The sequence below is a fragment of the Aeromonas sp. 600527 genome (assembly GCF_049175415.1).
Lineage (GTDB): Bacteria > Pseudomonadota > Gammaproteobacteria > Enterobacterales > Aeromonadaceae > Aeromonas > Aeromonas veronii_A.
In genome coordinates, this window is the sequence record NZ_JAAKVA010000002.1 from 298,793 (window position 1) to 323,805 (window position 25,013).

The window sequence follows — 25,013 nt, forward strand, 5'->3', positions numbered from 1 at the left end:
TCAATAGAGGGATTCAGGCAATCTGAACTGGCTGAACAGGCCGCCGGTAAAGGGGTTCTGGGCACTGTCGGTATAGACCCGATAGGTCATGGCGCCGTGATCCACTGGAAAACGGACATCAAAGGTGGCGTCGTTGACCCGGGTCAGCTCCCCCTTGTCCATCAGGCGGAACATGGCCCAGGGTCCGACAAAGCCTTCGCTGCGCGGCGACCGTTCACGAGCAGCCGGTACCAGGGTGATCTTGCTCTCGGCCCCGTCGCGCATGGTGTTTGGCCACACCAGCGGGATCTTGTTGCGACGACCGTGGGCATACTCCAGCAACTGGCCATCCAGATTGAGCACGCTGCGCCGCTTGTTGGCGGTGAGCTCGATGGGCTCGAGGGCAAATTGCACCTCCAGATTGCCCTGCTGACTGAAGAAGGTCTGGCGGATGCGCGCCGCGCGATCCAGCTGCTTGACCAGCTCGGCCTGAATGGGTGAGCTCAGTTCACCCTCCATCAGCCCGCCTTCAACCATCGGCTTGAGGTTGACCTGATAGAAGCTGTCCAGCGTGCCGCCGGGGGCAAAGAAACGTTCCATCTCTGAGAGCGGCACATCCTTGGCTGAGCCCGGGTTAAACGGATAACGATCTGCCAGTTGGCTGTTGAACGGTGCCAACACCTTCTCCTGCCACTCCTGATTGAGGGATGACATCGCCAGATCGACCACCAGTTGCGAGCTTTGATCCGCCAGCTGCCCCACCCAGCGATTGAGTGGGTCTGGCAGGCCACGGGCATACTGCTGCAGAGCAAAGACCGGGTCTGCATACTTGTTGGCCAGACGCAACTGCACCGCCTTGAGGGCAGACTGTCCCGGCTCGGTGGCATTGACGATGAGCTCCATATAATGCTGCAGCTCAATCAGCTTCTGGTTCACTTCCGAAATCAGCGGCCCCTGCTCGCCACGGCTGGTCAAGACACCGTTGGTGGCCATAAAGGGTCGACCGATACGCGCCGTGAGTGCCTGTGCCGGATCCCCTTCCACATCGGACAGTTTGCGAATACGGGTGTTATCATCCAGTGCGGCCAGCACCCGCAGGAACGGCTGGTCATTACCGGTAATGGTGGAGAGCACATCCAGCGCCTGCTCGGGGCTGGAGAGAGGCTGGATGTCAAGGTTAGTCAGCAACGTCTGCCATTGGTTGACATAATCGGTGACGTAACGATCGTTGACCTGACGGGTGATATCCTTGCGATCGGCCTCGCTCAACTGGCTCAGCTTGCGCTGGCCCAGTACCCAGGCATCCATGGCGGTCAGGTCGAGCAGCGCCTTGTCCTGCTTGAGGAAGAAATCGCTGAAACCGGGCCAGGTCAGCAGACGCGGCACCTGACCGGCACTCTCGTTGCGCAGGGCAAAGACGGTATCAAAGGCGGGGCCCACCTCGTCACGCACGTTGAGAGCAGGCGGCAGCACATCGCCCGCCTTCACCACCAGATTCTGATAGACCCGCTGATACATGGGCAGCTTGCCGAGCTCCCGCTGGGCGCCATACACCGGCTCCTTGAACGGCAAAAATGCCGTGATGGCGGCCTGATCACGGGCGGCGCGAGCGCCATGCCAGTCGGTATGATCGAGGGCATAGTCAAGATGCCCCATCAGCTGCTCCTGCACTGCCCCCTGCCCCGGGAACGCTTTTTGCCAGCGGTTGGCCATGTACTGCTCCACCAGCTCCTTGTTGCGACCAGAGGCATCATCCAGCATCCGCATCACCCGCAGAATGGCGAGCTTCTCCTCGCTACCAGCCGGCGCCTGGTCGAGATCGTCCAGCAGCCCCTGCATCTGGGCCGGCAGAAAGCTCAGACTCAGCAGTTGCAGATAGGATCCCTCCACATAGGGGCCAATTTCGTCCCCCTGATAGAGGCCGAGATCCGCCACCAGCGGCATGCGTTCCCGGTAGTTGCCAAAAGAGAGGGTCGCCTCGCGAATAAGGTTGAGACGCGGCAACTGGCTCACCCCGAAGGCGTGGGCATCGGCCACCTCATTCGTCTCCATAAAGGCCTGCGCCTTGGTCAGTACATTGCGACCCGCCTCCTCGTTGACCCGGTAAAAGTAGTGCCAGCCACCGATCAGGGCGGCAGAGAAGAGCGACAAACAGCCGAGGCCAATGGTCATCCGGCGGCGGCGATAGAGGGTATGCAGCCGGTTTTCTCCGGCCAGATGGGCCTCCGGGAAGATGATCGAGGAGAAGAGCTTGCGCACGAAATAGGTGTTGGACTCCCCGCGCAGGGCGGAGTGGATCGGCTCGGGCAAGCTGTAACGCCGGGAAGCGGCCTGGGCAAAGGCATCGAACGGGACACCTTGCTGATAAACGGAGCTGATATAGACGCCGCGCACCAGCAGTGGCTTGCTCTCTTCAATGGTCAGGGTTTCATCGAGCAGGCTGGTCACATAATCCTTGAGACCCGCCAATTGACGGACAAACGAGAAGAGGGCGTTGCGCTGGGCGGCATCGAGCCGGGCCAGCATCATCTCGGGCAGATTGCGGTTGAGGTTGTCGACCCACTGATCCCAGAACAGCGCCAGATCCTGCTGCCAGGATTTGCCCTGACTGCTGCCGGGGTTGAAGGTCACCCCCAGCACGGCGTCACGGGCCTCTTTATCCAGCTGTTCATAGACCACATCAAAGCCGCGCAGCATATCGAGCTTGGTGAAGGTGACATAGAGCGGCAGCCGGGTATTCATGGTGGCCGACACCTCTTGCAACCGGGCACGCATCAGCTGGGCATAGGCCTTGCGCTCGGCCACGCTGGCTGCAGACAACCACGCCAAATCAACAGTCAATACCAGACCATTGAGGGGCTGGCGACGACGATGCTCGTTGAGCCAGTTCAGCAGATGCAGCCAGAGCCGCTCATGTTTGCGAGACTCCGGCTCCTGCTCGGTCTGGGACAACAGCACACCGGCCGGATCCAGCATCACCGCTTGCTCCCCCAGCCAGCAATCGACCAGCTGGCCTTGCGCCACGTCCCGCAGTTCGGTATCGAGCCTGGGATTGAGTTTGTTGGCCGGGTTGGCACGGTGGATCAGGCTGCTCTTGCCGCTGCCGGGCAGCCCCAACACCAGATACCATGGCATGGCGTAGAGCGCCCCCTTGCCAAGGTGTTCATTCAGAGCTTGCAACCAGCGATCGAGGAACAGCGCCTGTTTGTCGATGAGCCCTTTGACCGGATCCTGCTCCAGCAGCACCTCATGCCGGCGCTCGGCCTTGAGCTGTTTCATCTTGCGCCATACCCGCCAGGAGAGTACCCCCAGCAGCAACCAGAGCCAGAGCAGGGTGAATACCACCCGCCCCCACAAGGCCTCGAATGGCCTGGCATCACGGATCTCGATGCGAGGCCCCAGCCACCACACCAGGATCAGGGCGACAACCCACAGCACAGCACCGAGCAGGGGCCAGGAGGGTTTCAGTTTCGGCAGCTGTTGCCTCGACAAGGTAAAAATGGTTTTGAACATAAAATGTGATCCAACTCCGACTCAATGACTCATTTCGGCACTTAGTTCGGCAAATGAGCGGCATAGGGGGCCAGGCGGCTGACCAGCCCAGGCTCCCACTGCGACAACCCGAGGCGATTCGCCTCTTGCCACAAGTGTTGATATTGCTGGCGCGCAAGCGCCTCCATGCCTTCCTGCTCCAACAACTCCGCCTGCACCAGCAAGGCATGGAAGCGGGCTCTTGGCTCTTTCATCTGTGCCATCCGCTCATCAAGCAGGGCGAGCGCGGCGGCAATCCCCTGCTCCCCATGACGCAAGGCAACCTCCTCGGCCAACTCGACCTGTCCGCTGCCGCCTCCACCACTCTTGGCAGGCTGCAACCAGCGACTGCACTCGGAGGAGAGAAACGGGGAACCATCGCTGAAGGTGAGATCCCGCAGCGCGGGAAGACGCAGCAAAAACGCATCCAGCTCCGCCATGATGGCCTGCGCCACCGCGCCATATCCCAGCTTCTGGGCCACCTCGGCCGAGAGCCTGTGCCCCTCGAACCAGTAAGGGGCCAGCGTCAGGCTCTGCTCGATGCGCTGCCAGAGCGCCAGATCTGGCGTGCCCATGGCGGCGCGATACTCATCCACCATGTCCACCGACATGGAGGCCAGCTGGGTTTTGCTCCCCTGCGCCGTCATCGGCGGGGTGGTGATACCGGCCCAGATGGCGTGACGACGCAGCCGATAACCGATCGCAGCCTCCGGCTGGCGCTCAATCAGCAGCTCCGCCACCTTGAGCTGGGTCTGTCGCCATGCCCGATCGTTGGAGTTGTCAATCTCGATGCCGGAGCCCTTGCTGGTGCCACTGAGCACCATAGCGCTCGCCATGCTGCTCGCGCTGGCGGTGGCTGCAACAGCGCTGCTTGCAGGTTGAGTTCCGACATCAGCCTGAGCCTGGACAACCTGTTGTCGCTGCGCTCGCTTCAACCCCATCATCAGGGGATCCAGCAGCTCGCTCTTGTCGGGGCACTGGGCCAGCCAGACGGCCTCCAGCTGTTCAGCCTGCGCCAGCAACTGAGCCAGCTCGGCCGCCGAAGCGCTCTCGCTCACCCTCGGCAGGGCCCCCTCGAAGCGCTTGATGATCTGCACCATCAATCGCTGCTTCTGAGCCGCATTCCCGGGCCAGGCCAACAGCCAGTAAGCCTTGATCCAGGCTTCCAGCAAACTCAATGCCGCTCCCATCGGGGTCGCTTTGGCCGGATGTTGCAGGCAGCGCAACAGCTGGGCCAACACCCGCATATCCTTGGTGCGACTCTCCAGCAACCCCAGACAGGCTTCGGCCACCGCATTGAGATCGACCTGGCTGTGGGCAAGGGAGCCCAACTTGACCAGCTCGGTCTCCACATAGTCCCAGCGCGGTTCATCGGCCAGCACAGCCCCTTTGATCTGTGCATCCGGCAAGCTGGTGAGCAGACGGCTACACCAGGGGTGTTGATAGCTCATTTGCCCCCCCTACCAGCGACACTGTTGGCGCACCGGTATCAGCGCCTCTTTCAGGCCGCCGAGATCGACCCGCAGCAAGGCACCGTTGGCCGCCTGAACCTGCAATTCACGATGACCAATCCAGCGTTTGAGCTCCTCTATAGCGGGCAGACCGCGGCCATATTCGAGCAGCCATCCCTGATCCCGGATAAACCAGCTCTGACTGCTGCGAGTGGCTTGTCCATCCAGCGCGACCTCGACACTCTCCCCGCGCCACGGCGCATCCAGTCGCAAGCGGATATGGGTGATGTTGTTGACGCAGCCGATCGCCAGGGTGGCACCGCGCAGGGCCGGACGGGTCAGTACCGCCGTGCCGCTCTCCTCATCCTGTCGCAACAGGAAGGGGGAGCTATCGGGCACTCGTGCCAACTCCTGCTCCGCTATCGCCAGCCAGGACGGAGACTTGGTGCTCTCCTTGCTGCCTGATGGCATCGCCTCATTGCCAAGGGCGTCATAACAGGCGAGCCGGATCAGCGGGGATGGCTCGCGGCGACACGCTTGCCAACCCGCCATATCGAGGGGGGGGACTGCGTTGCCGGTCGCCAGCAGCAGGGGAAACAAACCCATGATGATCATCAGTTCACCTCCAGTTTCTGGCACTTGTGATCCAGGGTGCGCTTGGGAATATTGAGGCTCTCGGCCACCAGCATGCGATTGCCCTGAAAGTAGCGCAGGCGCGCTTCAATCACCGATGCCTCGTACTGCTGCATGGCCCGGCGCAGATCGCGGATATGGTTGTAATCATCCAGCGCATCGGGCAGCTCGGCACAAACCCGATCCCGCAGCTCCGGTGGCAAGGCGCCAAGCCCTACCTCTTCACCGTGACGGGTGTGGGCACAGGCCACCTCCAGCAGATTGCGCAACTCGCGCACGTTGCCGGGGAAGTCGTAACTTTGCAGTTGCTTGAGGAACTTGCGCTGCAAGCCAGCCAGTCCCTTGTCATCCTGCGCGGCAAACTGGGCCATGAAGTGCTGGCACAGCAGCGGCACATCTTCGATATGTTCTCGCAACGGGGCGATCAGCAGCAGACACTGGCAGAGACGATGGTAGAGGTCGGCACGGAACCGCCCCTCCTCCACATGGCGGGTCAGCGGCTGATGAGTGGCCGCGATGAGGCGAAAATCGGAGTGATACTCCTGCTCTGCCCCAAGGGGCCGGTAGCTGCGGGTTTCCAGCACCCGCAGCAGCTTGGCCTGCATGGCGGCGGGCATGTCGCCCACTTCATCGAGAAACAGGGTGCCACCATTGGCCTGCGCCACCAGCCCGGTCTTGTTGGAGAGGGCGCCGGAGAAGGCTCCCTTCTGATAACCGAACAGCTCGCTCTCGATGAGATTCTCCGGAATGGCGGCGCAGTTAATGGCGACGAAGGGCTTGTTGGCGCGATCGGAGCACTTATGCACCAGCCGGGCGACCACCTCCTTGCCACTGCCGGTCTCCCCCTGAATGAGCACGGTCAGCTTGTGCTGGCCCGCCTGGGCGATCTGCTCGCGCAGGCCGCGGATCACCGCCGACTGGCCAACCAACTGCTCGCCCAGCAACTTCTCATGCTGGCGCTGGCGCTCCCCCTCCCCCTTTATCTGACGCAGGGAGTCGCGCAGCACGCTCTGATCCCGGCGGCTACGTCCCAGATCGCGGATCAGGGTGAGCTGGTTGCAAAAGACCTGGGCCAGACTGGCCAGCTCGGGGCGGGCCGCCCACTCCTGCAGCACATCGCCGCTGTCCATCATCGCCAGCACGGCAAACGGCTTGCCGTTGCCATCATTGAGTGGAAAAGCGTGCAGGCCGCACGGCTGGCCAAGGTTGGCCAGCAGTTCACGAAAACCGGCATGCTCGATGCGAGCGCCACCATGGAGGGAGTCCCAGGTGCGGGATTGCGCCTTGTGCAGCACATAGGCAAGGGGATGAGAGAAATCATCCACCGCCAGCGCCAGCGCCACCTCCAGCCCCTTGACCCACCCTTTGCACTCCAGCTGACGGCCGCTCACATCCAGCATGCCAAGCAGCAAGCCTTTGGGCTGGAAGCTGGCATTGAGGGTCGAGCTCCACCAGTGGCAGAGATGTTGTTCATCCCGTTGCGAGGTGAGCGCGAGGGCGAATGCGAGGGCTTGCTCCATGGTCAGCCCTCCACCTCGGCCACAAACTGGTGATCGGCCACCGAGAAGCGCACCCGGTTGATGGGCTCACCGGCCGAGAGGCGCTGCAACAGTTGCAGGGAGACCGGCGGCAACAGGGCGCCATCGATGACGGATTCGAGCATCCGCGCGCCGTTCTCGCTGCGGTTGGCCCGCAGCAGGATCTCCTCGGCCACCTCGCTCTCCAGCACCACCTCCGCACCGAAACGCTCCTTGAGCAGCTTGACCAGCCGGTTGAGTTTGCCACCGACGATCTGCACCAGCGTGTCGTGACCGAGCGGCAGGTAGGGGATCACCTCCATCCGCGCCAGCAGGGCCGGTTTGAAGAAGGCGGCGAGCTCCGGATAGAGGGCATCCAGCAGCACATCGGGCTGCTCGGCATACTCAACGATGGTCTGGAAACCGAGGTTGGAGGTGAGGAAGAAGACCACGTTCTTGCAGTCGATGATCCGCCCTTCCCCATCCGCCAGCTCGCCCTTGTCGAACGCCTGATAGAAGAGGTTGAGCACGTCCGGATGGGCTTTCTCCACTTCGTCCAGCAGCACCACGGAATAAGGCTTCTGACGGATCGCTTCGGTCAACACGCCCCCCTCGCCAAAACCGACATAGCCGGGCGGCGAGCCGATCAGGCGCGAGACAGTGTGCTTCTCCTGATACTCGGACATGTTGATGGTGGTGAGATACTGGCGACCGCCAAACATCAGCTCGGCAATCTGCAGCACGGTTTCGGTCTTGCCGACCCCGCTTGGCCCCACCAGCAGGAAGGCCCCCAGCGGACGGCCCGGACGACGCAAGTCGGCGCGGGCGGTCAGCAGGTGCTTGTGCAGGTGAGCCACCGCCACATCCTGCCCCTTGATAAGCTCGCCAAGGTACTCCGGCAGACGGGTCACCACATCCAGCTCCCCCTGGGAGATGCGATTGAGGGGCACCCCGGTCCACTCGGCGATCACCGCGGCGACCTGAGTCTTGTCGACGTGGGCAGAGACCAGCACCTCACCCTGTTGCAGCTCGGACAATTCTCGTTCGAGCCCGGCAAGCTGCCCGGCGGCCGCTTGCGGATCGAGCGGCGCATCGGCGAGATCCAGCGCCTCTCTGGCCAGCATCTCATCCTGCTGATCCGCCAGCAGGGCGGCACGCAGTTCGACAATCCGATGCACCAGCCCCTGCTGTTGCTGCCATCGGGCTTCCTGCTCACGCAGGTTGTCACGACAGGTCTGCTGGGCCGCTTGCAGTTCGGCGAGGCGCTCATCGTTGTCACCCAGACCAATCAGGCTCTGGCGCTCCAGCTGACGGATCTCCAGCTCGCGCTGGCGCAGTTCGTTTTGCAGGTGACTGACGGCGCGTGGCGGCGTGGTGAGGTTGATGGCCACCCGGGCACAGGCGGTATCGAGTACGTCGATCGCCTTGTCCGGCAGTTGACGGCCGGAGATGTAACGGGCGGAGAGCTGGGCGGCAGCTTGCAGCGCCTCCTCGTCAATCAGTACCCCATGGGCCTTCTCGTAGATGCTGCGCAGGCCGCGCAGGATCACGGTGGCTTCATCTGCATTGGGTTCACCCACTTTCACCAGCTGGAAGCGGCGCGACAGGGCGGCATCTTTTTCAACGTACTTCTTGTACTCGCCCCAGGTGGTGGCAGCGATGGTGCGCAGCTCGCCCCGTGCCAGCGCGGGCTTGATGAGGTTGGAGACATCCATGCCGCCCGCCTGGTTGCCGGCACCAATCAGGGTGTGAGCCTCATCGATAAAGAGGATGACAGGTCGCACGGCATCCTTGACCTCCTGCATCACCCCCTTGAAACGCTTCTCGAACTCCCCCTTAACCGAAGCGCCCGCCTGCATGGCACCAAGATCCAGGGTCATCAGCTCCACATCGCGCAGCTTTTCGGGTACCTGACCCGCCACGATACGCAGCGCCAGCCCCTCGATCAGGGCGCTCTTACCGACGCCGGCCTCCCCCACCACGATGGGGTTGTTTTTGCGGCGACGGGAGAGAATGTCGATCATCAGATCGATCTCGTGATCCCGGCAGAGTACGGGGTCAAGCGACCCCTGACGGGCCTGTTCTGTCACATTGACGGTAAAGCGGGCCAGCAAGCTGGCGTCAGCGGGCAATGCAGCCTGAGTGGCAGTGCCATTCGCCGCAACGGTAACCTGGGTTTCTGCGGAATCTTTGACCCAGTCGTCGAACTGCTGGCGCAGCAGTTCGCGATTGACGTTGGCAAGCAGACGGGTCACCGAGCCCGGCAGGTAACGGTGGGGGGTCATCAGCAGCACCAGCAGCATGACGCCACTGCGCAGCTGGCCGTGTTGCAGCTCGGCGGAGGCGAGCAACCAACTGTCTTGCAGCCACTCCACCAATAACGGCGAGAAGGAGGGATAACCCTGACCATAACCGTTATCGGCCGCCGAGGGTTGCAGCAGGCTCTTTAACTCTTCAACCTCGACCTCGGCCCGTTTGAGGATCTGGCGCACATCGCAGAGGGGGGTCTCCAGCATCTTCAGCAGCAGATGCTCGATGCGGATCTCGGCCCCTTGATGATTGACGCAGAGGGCTGCGGCCTCCTCCAGCATGTGACGGCAGATGGGGTTGAGTCTTTCCACCAGTACCGGTAGCTCTATACGAATCACGGCGTGCTCTCCTTAGTATTTTATTTTAATAATTCGCCCAGTTGACGCAGTACGTCCTGGGTCTGGTTATCGAGTTGGTGGTGATAGAGGCCAAAGATGATGGCCAGGATCAGCGCGCCGCCCATAAACAGGGTGCGCAGGGAGACTTGCTTGCGCAGCTGGTAGCGAGATGCCTGCTGACCGAGATCAAGATGAAACACGCTGGGGGCCTCGCCGCCACTTTCAGGTGACAGCTGCTTGTGCAGTTGCTTGACGATCCGTTCAAACTCGTCACGGCCCTGGCTCATCACCTTGTAGCGCCCCTCGAAACCGAGGCACAGACAGAGATAGATGAACTCCAGAATGTCGCGATAGCGCACCGGGTCCTCCTGCAGGCGCGCCAGCAGTACGAACACCTTCTCGCCCCCCCAGGTCTCGTTGTGAAAGCGGGCCAGCAGGGAGTGTTGGGACCATTCACTCTGGCTACCCCAGTCACGTCCCATCACCGCCTCATCGATGAAGGTGCAGAGGATGTAGCGAAACGAGAGGACGACGCCGTTCTCGTAGCCCTGCGCCATCAGCTCCTGTTCGATGGACTGGATCTCGGTCACCACCCGCTGGTAGAGCTCGGGCACCCGGTCGTAGCGCGACAGCAGGCGTACACGCTGCACCAGCCCCAGCAAGGGGGTCACCGCATCGATCATCGGGTTGATGCTCTGGCCGCGCAGGCGAAACCAGTAGTCCGAGTCCATGTCCAGCTGCTCGGCGTGATCGAACAGCAGGTCGCTCAGTTGCTCGTTCTTGATAATGTCCGTGGTCATCTCTGCTTGTTTCCTTGATGCGATCACTGGCTACGGATGGCCCAGAGCTGCATGTCGAGCTCGGGGAAATCGCCGGCAATGTGGAAGGCGAGGGTGTTGCTGACCGCCAGCATCTGCCAGGCCGGGCTCTGCCGGTCGAGCTGGAAGTAGCTGTAACCCGCGTGATAGGGGAGCTGGCGCGGCGCCACCGGCAGCGGCAGCAGTGGAATACCGGGCAACTGCAGGCTGATGAGCTCGCGGATCTTGTCGCTGGAGGCAACCTTGGTCTGCTGCAGCAACTGCTTGCGCAGCTGCTCCTGCGGCATGCGGGCACGCACCGCCAGCACGAAGTCGGCGCTGGCAATCAACTCGCTCTCGTTGACCATGGCTACCATGACGCCGTACTGGTGCTTGCGCAGCTGGATGGAGACGGCGCGCGGCGACAGCACGGTACTGAGCGCCTGACGCAGGGCCAGCATCACCGGCTCGAAGCTCACCTGCTGATCGTCGTGACGATAGGCCGGGAACTCGGGGGGCAGGCGGGACTCGTCGGTAAAGGTCATCAACTCGCCACAGAGCTGCACCAGCGCCTCGTGCAACCGCTCGGGGTGCAGGGTGCCAAGGCGTGCCAGATGGGAGAGCTGGGGCTGAGCCCGGTTGAGCAGCTGCAGCATCATGAACTCGGCCACATCGGCCACCCCCTGCTGACCCGGCGCGGCAATGCGCTGGGAGAGGCTGCGAGCCCGCTCGGCCACGAGACCAGCCGATTCGCCGAGGAAGCGCTTGAGGGTCGGGATGGCGGAGACGCTGATGCTGCAGGGCATGAAGTTGGGATCCAGCACCAGACCGCCGTCCGGACGTTTGTCCAGAATGCGGGCGATGGCGAGCGAGGCGTAGGCGCTGCGATCTTCCCGCTCCAGCATCAGCCGCAGGCTGACCCGCCCCACCTCGAGGGAGACCACATCCCCCCCTTCGCTGTGCAGGTCGCGCACATCATGACGATGGGCCTGTAACCGGGTAGCCACCTGACCGCCCTGCCCCACCTCATTGACGCCGCTCACCGAGAGCGGCAGGGCCAGATAGACCTTCTGGTTGGCCACCGAGGCGTCGGTGACTTCCAGCGGGGTCGGCAGCACGTCGTCGTTGGGTATGTTGAAGACGGTACCGTCCGGCAGGATACCCGTGGCCCCCACCAGCGCGATGCGGCCAAAGCCGAGGTAATCCTCGTTGATAGCAAGCGACTGCAGCCCGTAGAAATAGTCGGACAGCGCGCTCAAACGCGCGTGCAGCGCATAATCCGAATGTCTCTGTTGTTGCTGGAAGTGCTGGGGCTTGATAAAGAGCCCTTCACGCCAGATAACCCGATTTCGACTCGACATAATTATTCTTCTTCTTTTTGTAGTTCCACTTCATCCAGGCGCAGGTGCACCAGGATGTGATAAGCCGCGCCCTTGCTCTTGACCTTGATGACCTTGCGCCACTCGGCACTGTCCGGATCGGCGTACCGTGCAATCACGCCGATGTAACGGGTCTTCTTGTCGAGCTTGACGGGGGGCAGGTATTTGAACTGGCCCGGCAGCAGGGTGTACTCCTGATGGTCGAGGTAGTTCTTGCCAAGGGCCTTCTCCACATCTGCCGTCACCTGGTCGTAGTCGGTGGCGAGCAGCCTGGAATCTTCCGCCAGCAGCACCACCTGAAACTCGATCGGCGCCGCCTCCCCGCTCTCGTTGGGGTTGACGTCAGGCTCCGCCAGCAGGCTCAGCCCCAGGGTGGATGGCTGGTCATCGTTGCTCCCGACCTGGACATCCGGGTTCATGACCACATCGGCCATCTTGCCCATGGTGGTACAACCGGCCAGGGCCAGCAGACAGGCCCCAAACCACAGTGCACGTATCATCAAATCAGTCCCTGTTGCTGACGCACGGCCTGGTCATAGGCCTGGGCGTAGACCTGATGGAACAGCTTGTCGAACCCCTGCTGACGGGCAGAGGTGAGCTCGCGGTAGTAGTGCTGGTACATGTTCCAGGCCCACCCCTCATCAGCCATCCCCGGCGCGCCGCTGCGGCGGTATTGCTCGAAACGGCCGAGCAAGGCTTCCGGTGAGAAGGCCTGCAGGATGCTGTCGAGCGCCGCACTGATGGCCTGCTGGTTTGCCACGTGGTGGATGCGCACGTTGTGCAGGCTCTCGGCCACCGCGGCCGGCGCGCTCAGGTGCACCGGGCTCTTCTGCTCGGCAAACAGCACCGCCAGGGTCTCGTCATAATCGAGGCCAAGGCGCAGAGGGTTGTCCTCGATGGGGCGCAGGTGCTTGTCTGCCAGCGCCGCCTGATCGCTTTGCAGTTGCAGCAACCCCTCCACCATGGCCCGCACTGTCTTGCCCATCTCTTCGAGCATGTCGTGAGCCTGTCGGGTGTCCTGCAACTGCAACGGCTGACCCAGCCCGCGCATCAGCGGCGTCAGGGCGACGTGATCAACGCCCTCCAGTGGCTGGAAGTCGGGGTGGTTCTCGATGGCAGGCATATCCAGAAATTCTTGGTTCATGGTGTTCTCGACGGCAGAAAATGGAGCGAGGGATACGGTGTCCATATCCGGTTGAAAATGCGGTTGAGCCTGCGGCTGGGTATCCATCAGCGGGCCAGGAGCCGCACGCTCCTGCTGCAATGCCAGCAGGGGGTCGACTGCCAGGGCCCGAGGATCATCCAGGGTCTGGGTGTGGTGGTGATCGCTGGCCAGCCACTCGTCAAGCTGTTCGGTTGGACGGTTGCCCAGCACCTGCTGCAGGCTCTGCTCGGGGGAAATGGCACCGAGATAGGCGCGCAGCCGGAACGGGCCGACCACCAGCTCGTCCCCCTGCTCCAGATGCACCTTGCGAGCCCGCCCGATGGGCGAGGTAGCACCATTGATGTAGGTCTGGCCGCTGAGATCGCACAGGCAGAAACGACCGTCATTGAGCTCGACCCGGGCATGGGCCGGCATCACCGCCCCCAACCTGTCTCGCAGTTGCCAGTCATCCTGTTCGGAGGAGCCCAGGGTGCCTCCCATCTCGTCGAAGCGATATTGCACCTGCTGGCTGCCGTCGAGCTGCTCGCTGTTAAGCACCACCAGAGATAGTTGCTGGTTAAAGTCGTCCACATTCACTCCTGCACGTATTCCTACACTGAATTTCTGTGCTTATTCCTGTACACAGATCGTCACGAACGGGTCACTCGGCGGTTGGCCGAGAAAGGTACTCCACCCCAGACGGGCACTCTGCTCTTCACCAAGTCGCAGCCCCTTGGCCTGCTCCTGGCCGAAGCCAAGCCGCAGATCCCAGGCCAGCTGATCGCGCAAGATGAAGGAGACAAAGGTCACCAGGGCGTGGAAATGCTCCCCGTTCGGGAGAAATCCGAGAAACTGGCCAAAACTCAGATCATTGATTTTCAATAAAAACTTGCCGGCACAATCATTGACCTTGTCACCGATGACGAAGTCCTGCCCCAAGGTAACGCCAGCGCCGCCCAGACGGTTTTGCTGCTCCTCATGGATAGGCACCTTGCGCCACTGCCAGGCGCTCACCTCTACATCCGCCAGATCGAAGCAGTGGGCCACCAGACCGGCGACCACCTCGGGCGAGCGGCTGGGGCTGGCCAGCATGCCCGCATAGGAGAGCATCTTGGCGCGGTTGACCGGCAGGCTCTGGCAGACGGCGTCGTTGCCAAGCCCCACCAGCGCAAACATCAGGCGGGAGAACCCATCCTCACCGTCGTCCTGAAAACGGACGTGGTAGCGATACTTGCGCCAGATCCGGTGCAGCAGGGTCAGCAGACGGTGGTGGAAGAAATCCAGAAACAGGCCGAGCTTCTGCTCCCCCTGGGCGTACTCCCACGCCAATGAGTCGAGGTAGTACCCCGGCATCGGCGACTGGCTGCCGTGCAGACCCAGAAAGGCCACTTCCAGCTCGTGACGCCCCTTCTCGTCGCGGCCAATCTGCAGCACGTCACTGGTGGGAAAGCCCAGCGATGCGGTCGCCTTGAAACGAATATTCTCGTCACTTGGCAGGTGGTCGAGACCACGCTCCTGATCGGCGCCATCGAGCCGGTTGAGCAGCTCGACCAGCTGGAAGAAATTAAAACGGGGCGCCTCGTTGGCGGCGCTCACATCAGGGAGTGCTGACCGATCTGGACTGGCCACTGATAGCGCTCCTTGTTATCGAGATTGACCACCTCAAGCAGGTGGAAGGCGTTGACGCTGGCATAGAGCGAGAAGAAATGGGCCAGCACGGTACTGAACAGATAGAGCTCCCCTTCGCTGCCAAAGGCGGACTGACGGATGGAGAGCACCGACTTGAGCCCCCGCACCGGCATGCCGCGCACCAGCCTGTCCACCGGCTTGGTCTCGATCTCCTCTATGCCCGCCAGCCGCTTGCGCGACGCCTGCTCCGCCTGCTTGTCGTGCAAAGCGGGAAAGTCATAGGTACGCAGCACCTGTACCAGGGCATCGCGGCGCAGCAGAGAGACATAGTTGAGCGACAGGTTGGAAATCAGGGTCCAGTGCAGGCTGCCATCCAGTGCCGGGCGCAGCGGCCGGGTCGGCCGGATCAGGTTGCGGAAGGTGGCAAACGACGGCGAGCTGCCGGTCGGCACGCAGATGCTGCCGACCTTGAGGCGGGCGGCGCGGGAGCGGTTGGTACAGGTAAGCGTCACCGAGATGGATTCATCGAGATCGACCGTGGTGGTTTCATCGCCCCGCACAAACGAGAGGCTGTGCTCGAAACCATCACCACTCACCGACTCCCTGACGCGCACCCGGTAATAGAGCGCCAGCCGCTGCTTGGCCCGCTCGATCTGGTGCTGAAAACTTTCGAACGGCTGATAGATGCGCGGCGTGCCGCGAGAGCGCCCCAGATTGCCCTCGACCCAGCCTTCAACCTGATCCACCGAGAAAATTTCGAAACTGTCGGCATAGCGATAGCTCGCCTTGAGCGGATATTCCGCCTGACGGCCGTTGAGATTGACCGGCTCGCTATCGTGCTGGAACAGGTTGATGGCCGGCACACAGTTGAGCATGAAAGAGTCGGGACGGATCTTGAGTTCCGCCGGCAAGGGCCGGTCGAAACAGAAATGAATTTTGAATTCACTCACCGGCAGCGGCTGTTTGGGCCACTCGCCACCGGAGAGTTCGAAGAAGAGGAAGCTCTCCGGAAAGCAGAAATACTCCTGCAGGATCCGGTAGCCGGAATAGACGTTGTTCGGATAGGGCAACAGCGCATCGTCGCGCTCGAAGCCGACCGATTTAAGGGCCCTGGCCTCCTGACGAAAGCGCTTGCCGTCGATCTCCAGCTCGATATGGGAGAGCTGGTTGGCGAGCCAGAAGTAGAGCTCATACGCGGTGTAGCTGTCGCCACCCAGGAAGAAGCGCAGCTTGTCCAGCTGCAACTCGCTGAGCAGCAAGGGGGCATGCAGGGCGATATCGAGCGAGATGGTCGAAAGATCGTTGCCACTTTGCGCCGTCACCTCGCGCATCTCGGCCGGATAGACCCAGGCATCGTGACAGGTTTGAAAATGACAGGTCACATCGTCAATAGGCAGACTGTCGAGTTGGCAGCCCTGTTTCACCAGCGCGGGCTGGGCGATGGCCCCCGGAATAACCGAAAACTGCATGATGGTCATGCTGGGGACGGGACGCAGGTAGTTTGGCCAGAGCATATTGAGCAGACCGTGGGTCAGCTCGGGAAACTCGTCTTCAATTTTTGCGCGCAGGTTGCCCGTGAGAAACGCAAAGCCTTCCAGCAGGCGTTCCACATCCGGGTCGGTATTCTGCTCCGACAAAAAACGGGTGAGTTCGGGATAGCTATCGGCAAATTCGCGCCCTTGCAGGCGCAAAAAAGCCAACTCATCCCTGAAGTAATGTTCCAGCGACATTGATCAGACCATGCGGTAGTGGCGGTGACTGTCCATATGGACGTTGAACGAGGTAACTTGCTCGATATGCTCCAGCCGCACGTGGGCCGTCACCTGAAACGACATCTCGAGCGGACTCGCCTGATAGTCGGGTGAACGGACATCCACATGCACAATCCGCGGTTCATAACGACGGATGCATTGCCGGATCGCTTCGCGGATCCGCCCCTTGATATCCGCACTGCCCTGAGTGGCGTCATTGAGATCGATGACGCCAAGCTCGGGAGCACTGCGGCAATTGCCGGGACGGGTGTTGAGGATCTGTTCGAGCTGCCGCTTGACAGAATCAACCAACTCCTCAACCTCCGAACGGGGAGAAGGGCTCAGCCCCTCCCCCCGGATGCGATCGAACAGGCTGGCCGCATTTCCTCTATCCCAGGAAGAGAGATACGGCATCGGGCCTTATTCCTTGTCCAGTCGACCTACCAGAGAGAGCTCGAAGCTCGCCCCCATGTACTTGAAGTGCGGGCGCACTGACATGGCAACCTGATACCAGCCCGGCTCCCCTTCCACATCCAGCACCTTGATCTGGGCGGCGCGCAGCGGACGACGGCTGCGGACCTCTGCCGGCGGATTTTCCTGATCGGCCACAAACTGCCGGATCCAGCTGTTCAACTCCCGTTCCAGATCCTGACGCTCCTTCCAGGAGCCGATCTGCTCGCGCTGCAGCACTTTGATGTAGTGCGCCAGGCGGTTGATGATGAACATATAGGGCAGCTGGGTGCCCAGCTTGTAGTTGGTTTCGGCCTCGCGTCCTTCCTTGGTGTTCGGGAACACCTTGGGCTTTTGCACCGAGTTGGCAGAGAAGAAGGCGGCGTTGTCGCTGTCCTTGCGCATGGTCAGGGTGATGAAACCCTCTTCCGACAGCTCGTATTCACGACGGTCAGTGATCAGCACTTCGGTCGGGATCTTCGCCTGCAGCTGACCCATGGCTTCATAGACATGCACCGGCAGATCGTGGATGGCACCACCGCTCTGCGGACCTATGATGTTCGGGCACCAGCGGTACTTGGCGAAACTGTCAGTCAGGGAGGTGCCCATCAGATAGGCGGTGTTGCCCCACAGATAGTGATTGTGATCCGAGCTGATATCTTCCTGATAGTTGAAGCCCTTGATGGGATTTTCAGTCGGATCATACGGCAGACGGGCCAGGAAGCGCGGTGCGGTCAGTCCCAGATAACGGGCATCTTCCGACTCGCGCAAGGCGCGCCACTTGGTGTAGGCCGGCCCTTCGAATACCGATTTCAGATCCTTGATGGAGGGCAGATCGGTAAAGCTGTCTACACCAAAAAAGGTCGGTGCAACGGAAGAGATGAAGGGGGCATGAGCCATGGCGCCGACCGCGCTGACATACTGCATCAGCTTGATATCGGGTCCGCTGTGGGTAAAGGCGTAATCACCGATCACGGCACCCACCGGCTGACCACCAAACTGTCCATAACCGCTGGAGTAGACATGCTTGTAGAGACCGGACTGGGTGATTTCGGGGGAAAACTCGAAATCTTCCAGCAGCTCTTCCTTGGTGGCGTGCAGCACCTGGACCTTGATGTTCTCGCGAAAATCGGTGCGATCCACCAGCAACTTCAGGGAGCGCCAGGAGGACTCCATCTCCTGCAGCGGCTTGGCATGGAGGATGACGTCCATCTGCTTGCCGAGCTTCTTGTCGAGCTCGACAATCATGCTGTCCACCAGTGCCTTGTTCACCGGACTGCTGGCAGTACCGCTATCCAGAATGTTGGCGATCAGGGCTGCGACCCCCTGCTTGGCGACGCTGTAACCCTCATCAACCGGGGTGATGCGCGCTTGTGCCATGATTTCGTCCAGCAAAGAGGACGAGGAGGCGGCATTCGCCCCCGCTTGAACCTGTTCTTCGACCAAAGACATGTTTGTTCCTTCTCGTTCAGTCAATACAACCCGCCGATCACTCGGCTGGCTTGATCAAATCCAGCTCTTTGAGCAACTGCTCACGAGCCTCATCACTGGACAGCAGATCCTGCAAACGATTGCGGAAGGCAGGGATATTGCCGAGCGGCCCCTTCAGGGCAACCAGCGCCTCACGCAGTTCCAGCAGTTTGCGCAGTTCGGGCACTTGCTGGGCCACATTGTCAGGAGTGAAGTCTTCCAGGGACTGGATTTTGATCGAAACCGGCAGCTCGTCCTGGCTGTTCTCTTCCAGACGATTTGGAACGGTGAAGTTCAGTTCCAATGCCGATTCTTTCATGACAGATGAGAAATTATTCTTGTCGATGGAGACAGTCTGACGCTCCTCGATGGGGGTATCTTCGGTGCGTCCTTTCATGTTGCCGACCACCATCATGGTCAGGGGAAGTTCTACTTCTCCCTGTTGACCACCAGTCGACGGTACATACTTGATATTTATACGTTCTTTGGGCGCGACTGTGGCGCCATCAATTCCTTTTCCCATGCTCTAGTACCCGATTTTGAGGTTTTATCAAGAGGGGCTGAGCTTATATTCAATATAGCCAGCCTCAACTGTAATAAATTACAGTTGAAGCAATGACCATATTAAACAGGGAAAATTCCGAGTAATAACTTTAATATTTTGTGACATATCAATAAGCCGTCACGGCGCGACCCGCACGGCACCCACCCTCTTGTCCTCATATTTATTTCTTTTGATACCGTCAACGCTACCTCGTTGCTTTGCATCATAAAAATAAAAACAAAACACAATAAAATCATAAACATGCGTTCATTTCACAAAGGTTTTCAGCGCCAGAAGCTTTAGTGACATCTTGTTCGGCACATTATCGTTCTCGGCACATCCATATACGACAAATTCTGACATATATGAATCAAGGGAATGTGATACGTGCTGGATGGCATGATCTTGAACAAAATTGTAACCGGAAATGACAACCTGACAATCAGAATAATCTGACATAAAACAAGAGGTCAAAAATGGCAGAAACAGATAAGTAAAAATTACGCCATTAAAAAACAGTGATGCGTTTATATCCCTGATTAAATTTATTTGAGAGCAAGCCATAACACCGTCAATGGGAGCACTCCCTGCTAACACTGGAGTCAATCTGGAGCGGGATGGGAAGTGGAAATCAGCCCCCAAGCACCTGCGTCTGTTTTGACGCTGCGCCCGGTCAGCAGAGGCAGAGGGATGTCACCATCATTCACCAAGCGCATGGTATGGCTCCGGGAATAAATATGAGCCTTGATCAGAGAGCCGAACCGTTCGCTCGAGCCACCGGAGCAGGGATCCCTCGCTGGGGAGATGGGACGTAATAAGAGGCACAACCAGATACCGCTCTTTTGCTACATAGAGAAGTGCACCTTACTCCACAAGAGGCGTCGTTCAGTGCGCCAAAAAGCACGGGGGCCTGATGGCCCCCGCAAACACACCGGATGAGAAAATGCCTTACTTGGCGGCGCTATCCTTCACGCACTTCTGGACAAAGCTGTTCTTGGCCGCGCCAGCCAGCTTCTTGTCGGCCGCCGCCTTCTCGCACTTGGCCGCCGGATCCACTGCCGCGCCCGTCTTCACGCACTTCTGGATAAAGCTGTTCTTGGCCGCACCGGCCAGCTTCTTGTCTGCCGCCGCCTTCTCGCACTCGCCGGTCGCGGCACCAGCGGCATCTTTCACGCACTTGCCGACAAAGCTGGTCTTGGCGGCGCCGTTTAGCTTTTTGGCCGCGGCCTGCGCCTCGCACTGCAACTGGGCTGTGTCGTTGGCAAAGACCGGATTGGCCAGCAGCACGCTGCCGCAGAGCAGGCCGAACAGGATGGTACGCTTCATGGGAGATATCCTCTCTATCAGGTGATGTGTTTGCATGGTCATATTGGCATGACGATGTGTTGCAAATGGCTGTGACTACAACAGCTGATTGTTGCCGCAGATCCCCCGCCTCGCCAGCTTGGGAGCGGAGCACAGGGCCACCATCGCCCGCACTATAGCGCCGATTGGCAGAGCAGGATTGCCCTCAGCCAGCCCCTCCTCAGCGGCAAGCCAGCCCTATTCCTTCCTGCCACGCCCGCCAACCCCCAATAAAATCAAGGGCCATGGGAATCCGGTGCCCACTCAGTTCGATTTGTTGAGCCAGCGCATAAAACGCAGATATTCCTGATAGTTACGTCAATTTTTGACTGGTGAGACCAGATTCGATTGGCTTAACATAGCCATCCGGTGCCTATTCATCTGCGATGGGCTGCTGCCCTCGCTGGTTATGGAGCATTTTGGAAGCTGTAATCCACGGGCGGTAGCGTTGGATCGACGAGAGACAGATATCTTGACAGGCAATTTAATTGTCGCAAATAAATAGCTGTCAATTAAAAATCGCCTTCTTGCTATATTTTAATATCTTACTTCGTTTAACGCCAATCTACTAGGGTTAAAAAACTAGATATACAACCCTTATTCTATTAAAAGGTCTTTCCAAGGAAAAACAAATGTTAATTTATGTGAATCAGTTTAATCTGATAGGTGATAATGCAACAAATAGAGCATTTAATACTATTGCGGGATGGTTAAAGGAAAAAACTGGAAAGATATTTAGCATTGAGCAACTTAAAAGCAGCGATGAATTCAAACTAGAACGTTCGACGGTAAGGACTTATGCTGCAACTCAATTTGAACCCTATATGCATTCTGTTATGTTAACACACCCAGATGACCAAGTTAGTGGAAGGCAATGGGTAACTGAAATAGGTGTTAAAGAATGCCAAACATTTACTCAGATATCAATTCTATTAGAAACGAGTGACATTAGCACACAGGTTGTCGAAATACCGACAACAACAAGACCAAAGCTTGTTACATACTTAAGCAAAAATGTAGAACTTGATCGTGATACTATTGGAAAGCAATTAAAAAATTATAGTAATACAACTGACAGTTTTATCTCACTAAGTTCTGAAATTGAGCGAGAAGATAGAAGTCACCCTATAATAATAATAAGCAATGGGACCAATAGAAAACCTCTAATAAATCCATTAAAGCTACAGGAACAATTATTTGGATTGGCTCAAGTTGTTTCTACTACAGAAGAAATTGATAGCTGGGAAATGGAAAGAGTTCTAACGCGGCGTTACTCTGCTTGGGGGGGAGCTATAAATATAATCTATCCATCACAAGGCCGTGGATTCTGTTATAATAGATTGTTACTTTCCTCCACTATTGAGGAATGGAAAGCCAATCATATAAATATAAACTCTCAAATCCTATCAATAATCACTCATACTACAAACGGATTTAGGAAAAAGCAACATTTTAGCCCAACCGATGTAAGGGCAAAAAGACAGAAAGATCAAAGAGTTTTTTTAAAAAATAAATTTGATGAACTTCAAGATGACCAAGGATTTAAACAACTAGCTGAAGATGCATTTTCACAATTAGATGAGCATGATGCAATAATAGATAGATTAAAATCCGATTTTAATGAAGAGTTAACAAAATGGATAAGTGAGTTATCTGATGAGCAGAACAAAACTGAAACTCTTACAGCAGAAAACAGAGCCAAACAACATCAAATAGAAACTTTAAAGTATCAACTAAGTCAAAGTGCAAATAAAGGTTCGCAGAGTGAAACATTTTTCTCTCCAACGGAAATCACTGACATCCTCGTTGATGGGCTAACCCCAAAAACTTCTCTCCTTCTTATTTCAAAGTTATTTCCAAACAGAGTTTTAATTTTGGATGACGCATATCACTCAACAACAAAATCATTGTCATTCAAGAATTCGAGCAAATTACTCAGCCTTCTAAGTAGATTGGTAACAGAATATTTAGACTTGGTTTTATCTGAAGGGGACGCCAAAGCTAGATCTTTATTTGGTGCAGCATATTCAGCTAGTGAATCAGAAACTGTAGAGAGAACAGACAAATACGCCTCTCAGCGAACCTTTAATTATGAGGGTGCTGAAGTCCCCATGTTTAGACATTTAAAGATTGGTAACTCAAGAAACCCTGATGAAACTATTCGTGTATATTTTCACATTGACACCAAAAAGAAAATAATTGTTATTGGATATTGCGGGCCACATCTGGATGTTGTATCGACATAATAAATACTTACCCTCACACTTCGGAAAAAACTGTAGTTTGGCTAGCTATCTCGGGCGGTTGTGACAAGAAAAAATATAATGCAAAGCCAGAAATCTCTAAGTAACTTCTTTTAGGAGGAAACAATCTGATTCAGAAATGGAAATACCATTCTTCGGATTGCACCTCGTCCCTGATTAATCTCATACATCTCAATATATCCCCCCCGTTACCGGGGGGGGTATTTCTATCGATTATCTCGAAGCGGCAGTTAACCCACCAAAAACTCTCTTAACCGGGCAAACTCCGCTGGCAAATTAACGGAGAGCAGCGGCAGCTCGGCATGCTTGGCGAGCGGGCCCGGCAGCGGCACATCGAGATGCAGGATCTCGTCCACCGACTCCTTGAACTTGGCGGGATGGGCGGTGCAGAGGAACACTCCCACTTCATCCTCGGCCAGCTGTTCGCCCAGCAGATCCCAGGCAATGGCGCCGTGGGGTTCACAGAGGTAATCCAGCTGGTGCAGCCGTTTCAGCGCGTCGCGGGTCTGAGCGTCATCACGCATGCCTGACCCTAAGGTCTCCAGCGCCCAACCCTTGCGGCGGCAGAGCTCTTCTACCCGTGGCCAGTTATTGGGGCGGCTGACATCCATGGCGTTCGACAAGGTGGCCACTGTCTGGTGTGGCTCCCACTGACCGGTTTTCAGGTAGCGCGGCACGGTATCGTTGGCGTTGGTGGCGGCGATAAAGCGCTTCACCGGCAGCCCCAGTGCCTTGGCGATAAGGCCTGCAGTGAGGTTGCCAAAGTTGCCGGACGGCACGCTGATCACCGCCTTGGCACGATCGGCTTTCGGCAGCTGGGCTACCGCCTCGAAGTAGTAGCAAACCTGCGCCAGCAGACGGCTGATATTGATGGAGTTGGCGGAGTTGAGGCCAATGGCCTTTTTCAGCGCTTCGTCGTCAAAGGCCTGTTTTACCAGCGCCTGACAGGCATCGAAGTCGCCGTCGATGGCGATGGTGCGGATATTGCCGCCGAGGGTGCAGAAGAGCTTCTCCTGCAAGGGGCTTATCTTGCCCTTGGGGTAAAGGATCACCACCTCGATCCCCTCCAGCCCGTAGAAGGCGTGGGCCACGGCGGCGCCGGTGTCGCCGGAGGTGGCGGTGAGGATAGTAATCTTGTCGTTGGTTCTAAAGGCCGCGAGGCACTGGGCCATAAAGCGGCCACCGAAATCCTTGAATGCCAGGGTCGGGCCGTGGAACAGCTCAAGGGCATAGGTTCCGTCTTTGAGTTTCACCAGCGGCGCCGGGAAGGTGAAGGCGGCGTTGATAAGCTCGCTCACTTTCGCTGCAGGCACTTCGTCCCCCAGCAGGTGGCTCAGGATGCGGGCAGAGCGTTCGGCCAGCGGCAGATCCAGCAGGGCATCCACATCGGCGAGCGGTTCGAGTTGTTCGGGGAAGAAGAGCCCCTGTTCGCGACCCAAGCCCTGACGCACCGCCTGCGCGAAGCTCACCTGTTCGCTGTTGTCCTTGATGTTGTAGAGATTCATAGCTCGCTTCCTGTTACCCGTGCCCCGGCCATGTCCAGTTTGCAGACCCGGGCAAATCCATCTTCGTTCTGCACGAAATGTGCTTCCATCCAATCCTTCATCCGCTCGGCCTGCGCCAGCTCCTTCATCACCACAAACACGGTGGGGCCGGAGCCGGAGATGCCGGTAGCGAGCGCCCCGTTCTGGGCCGCCTGCGCCCGCACCTCGGCAAAGCCTTCGATCAGCGCCGCGCGGTAGGGTTCGGCAATCACGTCTTTCAAGACGCTCGCCGCCAGCCCCTCCTGCCCTGTGTAGCTGGCGTGGACAAAGGCAGCCAGGCGGCGGCCATAGGTGAGGCAATCCTGACGGCGATATTGGGCCGGCAAAATGGCGCGGGCGGCAGCGGTCGAAACCACGGTACCCGGGTAGCAGACCACCCAGTACCACTGATCGAACACCGGAATACCCTGACTGATAACGCCGTGCTCTTCCAGCACCAACTGCATGCCGCCCAGATAACAGGGCGCCACGTTGTCGTAGTGAACGGAGCCGGAGATCTTGCCCTCCATCTCCCCCATCAGCAGCAGCATGTCGTGCTCATTGAACGGCTCGCCGTGGAAGGCGTTGAGCCCTTCAAGGGCCGCCACCACGCTGCAGGCACTCGACCCCAGACCCGAGCCCACCGGCAGGTTCTTCTCCAGCACCATTTCGAGGGGCTTGAGTTTAAGGCCGCGCTTCTCCAGCGCCTCGCCATAGGCCACCCAGCAGTCATGGAGGATATTCTTTTTCGGATCATCCGGCAGCTTATGGGCGTAGCGGCCCACGGATGAGAGGGCGAACGGCACGTCAGCCGCTTTTACCTGCACCCGATCGCCGAGCAGAGAGCCATCCACGGGGGCGAGCGCCGCCCCCAGTACATCGAATCCCACGCTCAGGTTGGCGCTGGAGGCGGGCGCATAGGCAACCACACTACTGCTCTGGTACATGTCTGAACTCAT

Annotated in this window: 18 protein-coding genes; 1 reads left to right on the top strand and 17 read right to left on the bottom strand. The window is 58.5% G+C overall.

The genetic code is table 11. The annotated features are described in order from the left end of the window. The 15 genes from tssM to G5154_RS04855 all read right to left on the bottom strand — a co-directional run bounded on the left by tssM (position 1) and on the right by G5154_RS04855 (position 20,249). Positions 1-3,492, bottom strand: coding sequence for a type VI secretion system membrane subunit TssM (tssM, locus tag G5154_RS04785; RefSeq protein ID WP_421250424.1), 3,492 nt, complete (start codon positions 3,490-3,492; stop codon positions 1-3). Positions 3,493-3,533: 41 nt separating this feature from the next. Beyond that, the gene (gene tssA / locus G5154_RS04790) at positions 3,534-4,961 is read right to left on the bottom strand and encodes a type VI secretion system protein TssA (RefSeq protein WP_421250425.1); all 1,428 of its coding nucleotides are present in this window, start codon (positions 4,959-4,961) and stop codon (positions 3,534-3,536) included. 9 nt (positions 4,962-4,970) lie between these two features. Beyond that, a complete protein-coding gene (vasI, locus tag G5154_RS04795) occupies positions 4,971-5,576 on the bottom strand; it encodes a type VI secretion system-associated protein VasI (protein ID WP_421250426.1) in 606 nt (201 codons plus the stop codon). Continuing rightward, positions 5,576-7,114, bottom strand: a complete 1,539-nt coding sequence (locus tag G5154_RS04800; RefSeq protein WP_421250427.1) for a sigma-54 interaction domain-containing protein — start codon at positions 7,112-7,114, stop codon at positions 5,576-5,578. Before G5154_RS04800 ends, vasI begins: the two co-directional genes overlap by 1 nt. Positions 7,115-7,116: 2 nt before the next feature. Beyond that, positions 7,117-9,759, bottom strand: coding sequence for a type VI secretion system ATPase TssH (gene tssH / locus G5154_RS04805; RefSeq protein WP_421250428.1), 2,643 nt, complete (start codon positions 9,757-9,759; stop codon positions 7,117-7,119). 20 nt (positions 9,760-9,779) lie between these two features. After that, entirely contained in the window at positions 9,780-10,559 is a 780-nt protein-coding gene (gene icmH, locus G5154_RS04810) for a type IVB secretion system protein IcmH/DotU (protein WP_005347302.1), read from the bottom strand. Between the two features lie 23 nt (positions 10,560-10,582). Next, positions 10,583-11,917 (bottom strand): type VI secretion system baseplate subunit TssK, encoded by a 1,335-nt coding sequence (tssK, locus tag G5154_RS04815; protein ID WP_005347303.1) that lies wholly within the window; start codon positions 11,915-11,917, stop codon positions 10,583-10,585. A 2-nt stretch (positions 11,918-11,919) separates the two neighbouring features. After that, positions 11,920-12,435, bottom strand: a complete 516-nt coding sequence (gene tssJ / locus G5154_RS04820) for a type VI secretion system lipoprotein TssJ (protein WP_236345367.1) — start codon at positions 12,433-12,435, stop codon at positions 11,920-11,922. Further along, a complete protein-coding gene (tagH, locus tag G5154_RS04825; RefSeq protein ID WP_005347305.1) occupies positions 12,435-13,670 on the bottom strand; it encodes a type VI secretion system-associated FHA domain protein TagH in 1,236 nt (411 codons plus the stop codon). The genes tssJ and tagH overlap by 1 nt, the downstream gene beginning before the upstream one ends. A gap of 39 nt (positions 13,671-13,709) precedes the next feature. After that, positions 13,710-14,708, bottom strand: coding sequence for a type VI secretion system baseplate subunit TssG (tssG, locus tag G5154_RS04830; RefSeq protein WP_005347306.1), 999 nt, complete (start codon positions 14,706-14,708; stop codon positions 13,710-13,712). Then, entirely contained in the window at positions 14,672-16,438 is a 1,767-nt protein-coding gene (gene tssF, locus G5154_RS04835) for a type VI secretion system baseplate subunit TssF (RefSeq protein WP_216978371.1), read from the bottom strand. The genes tssG and tssF overlap by 37 nt, the downstream gene beginning before the upstream one ends. 3 nt (positions 16,439-16,441) lie before the next feature. Then, positions 16,442-16,873: a type VI secretion system baseplate subunit TssE gene (tssE, locus tag G5154_RS04840; RefSeq protein ID WP_005347308.1), complete on the bottom strand. Its 432-nt coding sequence runs from the start codon at positions 16,871-16,873 to the stop codon at positions 16,442-16,444. A gap of 6 nt (positions 16,874-16,879) precedes the next feature. Next, positions 16,880-18,361 carry a type VI secretion system contractile sheath large subunit gene (gene tssC / locus G5154_RS04845; RefSeq protein ID WP_216978370.1) on the bottom strand — a complete coding sequence of 494 codons (1,482 nt, stop codon included), beginning with the start codon at positions 18,359-18,361 and terminating at the stop codon, positions 16,880-16,882. A gap of 37 nt (positions 18,362-18,398) precedes the next feature. Then, entirely contained in the window at positions 18,399-18,902 is a 504-nt protein-coding gene (gene tssB / locus G5154_RS04850; RefSeq protein ID WP_005347310.1) for a type VI secretion system contractile sheath small subunit, read from the bottom strand. Positions 18,903-19,871: 969 nt separating this feature from the next. After that, on the bottom strand, positions 19,872-20,249 hold the full coding sequence (locus G5154_RS04855) for a hypothetical protein (RefSeq protein WP_033115842.1): 378 nt from the start codon (positions 20,247-20,249) through the stop codon (positions 19,872-19,874). Between the two features lie 650 nt (positions 20,250-20,899). On the opposite strand from G5154_RS04855, the gene G5154_RS04860 reads away from it, so the two are divergent. Beyond that, the gene (locus G5154_RS04860) at positions 20,900-22,513 is read left to right on the top strand and encodes a hypothetical protein (RefSeq protein ID WP_421263891.1); all 1,614 of its coding nucleotides are present in this window, start codon (positions 20,900-20,902) and stop codon (positions 22,511-22,513) included. 248 nt (positions 22,514-22,761) lie between these two features. Here the strand turns inward: G5154_RS04860 and thrC are convergent, their stop codons facing one another. Together thrC and thrB are read right to left on the bottom strand one after the other, a co-directional pair. Continuing rightward, positions 22,762-24,036 (bottom strand): threonine synthase, encoded by a 1,275-nt coding sequence (thrC, locus tag G5154_RS04865; RefSeq protein ID WP_421250431.1) that lies wholly within the window; start codon positions 24,034-24,036, stop codon positions 22,762-22,764. Beyond that, complete coding sequence (thrB, locus tag G5154_RS04870; RefSeq protein WP_421250432.1) at positions 24,033-25,013, bottom strand: homoserine kinase; 981 nt, start codon at positions 25,011-25,013, stop codon at positions 24,033-24,035. Before thrB ends, thrC begins: the two co-directional genes overlap by 4 nt.

Coding starts and splice junctions, on each gene's coding strand:
- tssM (WP_421250424.1), bottom strand. CDS start 3,492: ATGTTCAAAACCATTTTTACCTTGTCGAGGCAACAGCTGCCGAAACTG.
- tssA (WP_421250425.1), bottom strand. CDS start 4,961: ATGAGCTATCAACACCCCTGGTGTAGCCGTCTGCTCACCAGCTTGCCG.
- vasI (WP_421250426.1), bottom strand. CDS start 5,576: ATGATCATCATGGGTTTGTTTCCCCTGCTGCTGGCGACCGGCAACGCA.
- G5154_RS04800 (WP_421250427.1), bottom strand. CDS start 7,114: ATGGAGCAAGCCCTCGCATTCGCCCTCGCGCTCACCTCGCAACGGGAT.
- icmH (WP_005347302.1), bottom strand. CDS start 10,559: ATGACCACGGACATTATCAAGAACGAGCAACTGAGCGACCTGCTGTTC.
- tssK (WP_005347303.1), bottom strand. CDS start 11,917: ATGTCGAGTCGAAATCGGGTTATCTGGCGTGAAGGGCTCTTTATCAAG.
- tssJ (WP_236345367.1), bottom strand. CDS start 12,435: ATGATACGTGCACTGTGGTTTGGGGCCTGTCTGCTGGCCCTGGCCGGT.
- tssF (WP_216978371.1), bottom strand. CDS start 16,438: ATGTCGCTGGAACATTACTTCAGGGATGAGTTGGCTTTTTTGCGCCTG.
- tssE (WP_005347308.1), bottom strand. CDS start 16,873: ATGCCGTATCTCTCTTCCTGGGATAGAGGAAATGCGGCCAGCCTGTTC.
- tssC (WP_216978370.1), bottom strand. CDS start 18,361: ATGTCTTTGGTCGAAGAACAGGTTCAAGCGGGGGCGAATGCCGCCTCC.
- tssB (WP_005347310.1), bottom strand. CDS start 18,902: ATGGGAAAAGGAATTGATGGCGCCACAGTCGCGCCCAAAGAACGTATA.
- G5154_RS04855 (WP_033115842.1), bottom strand. CDS start 20,249: ATGAAGCGTACCATCCTGTTCGGCCTGCTCTGCGGCAGCGTGCTGCTG.
- G5154_RS04860 (WP_421263891.1), top strand. CDS start 20,900: ATGTTAATTTATGTGAATCAGTTTAATCTGATAGGTGATAATGCAACA.
- thrC (WP_421250431.1), bottom strand. CDS start 24,036: ATGAATCTCTACAACATCAAGGACAACAGCGAACAGGTGAGCTTCGCG.
- thrB (WP_421250432.1), bottom strand. CDS start 25,013: ATGAGTTCAGACATGTACCAGAGCAGTAGTGTGGTTGCCTATGCGCCC.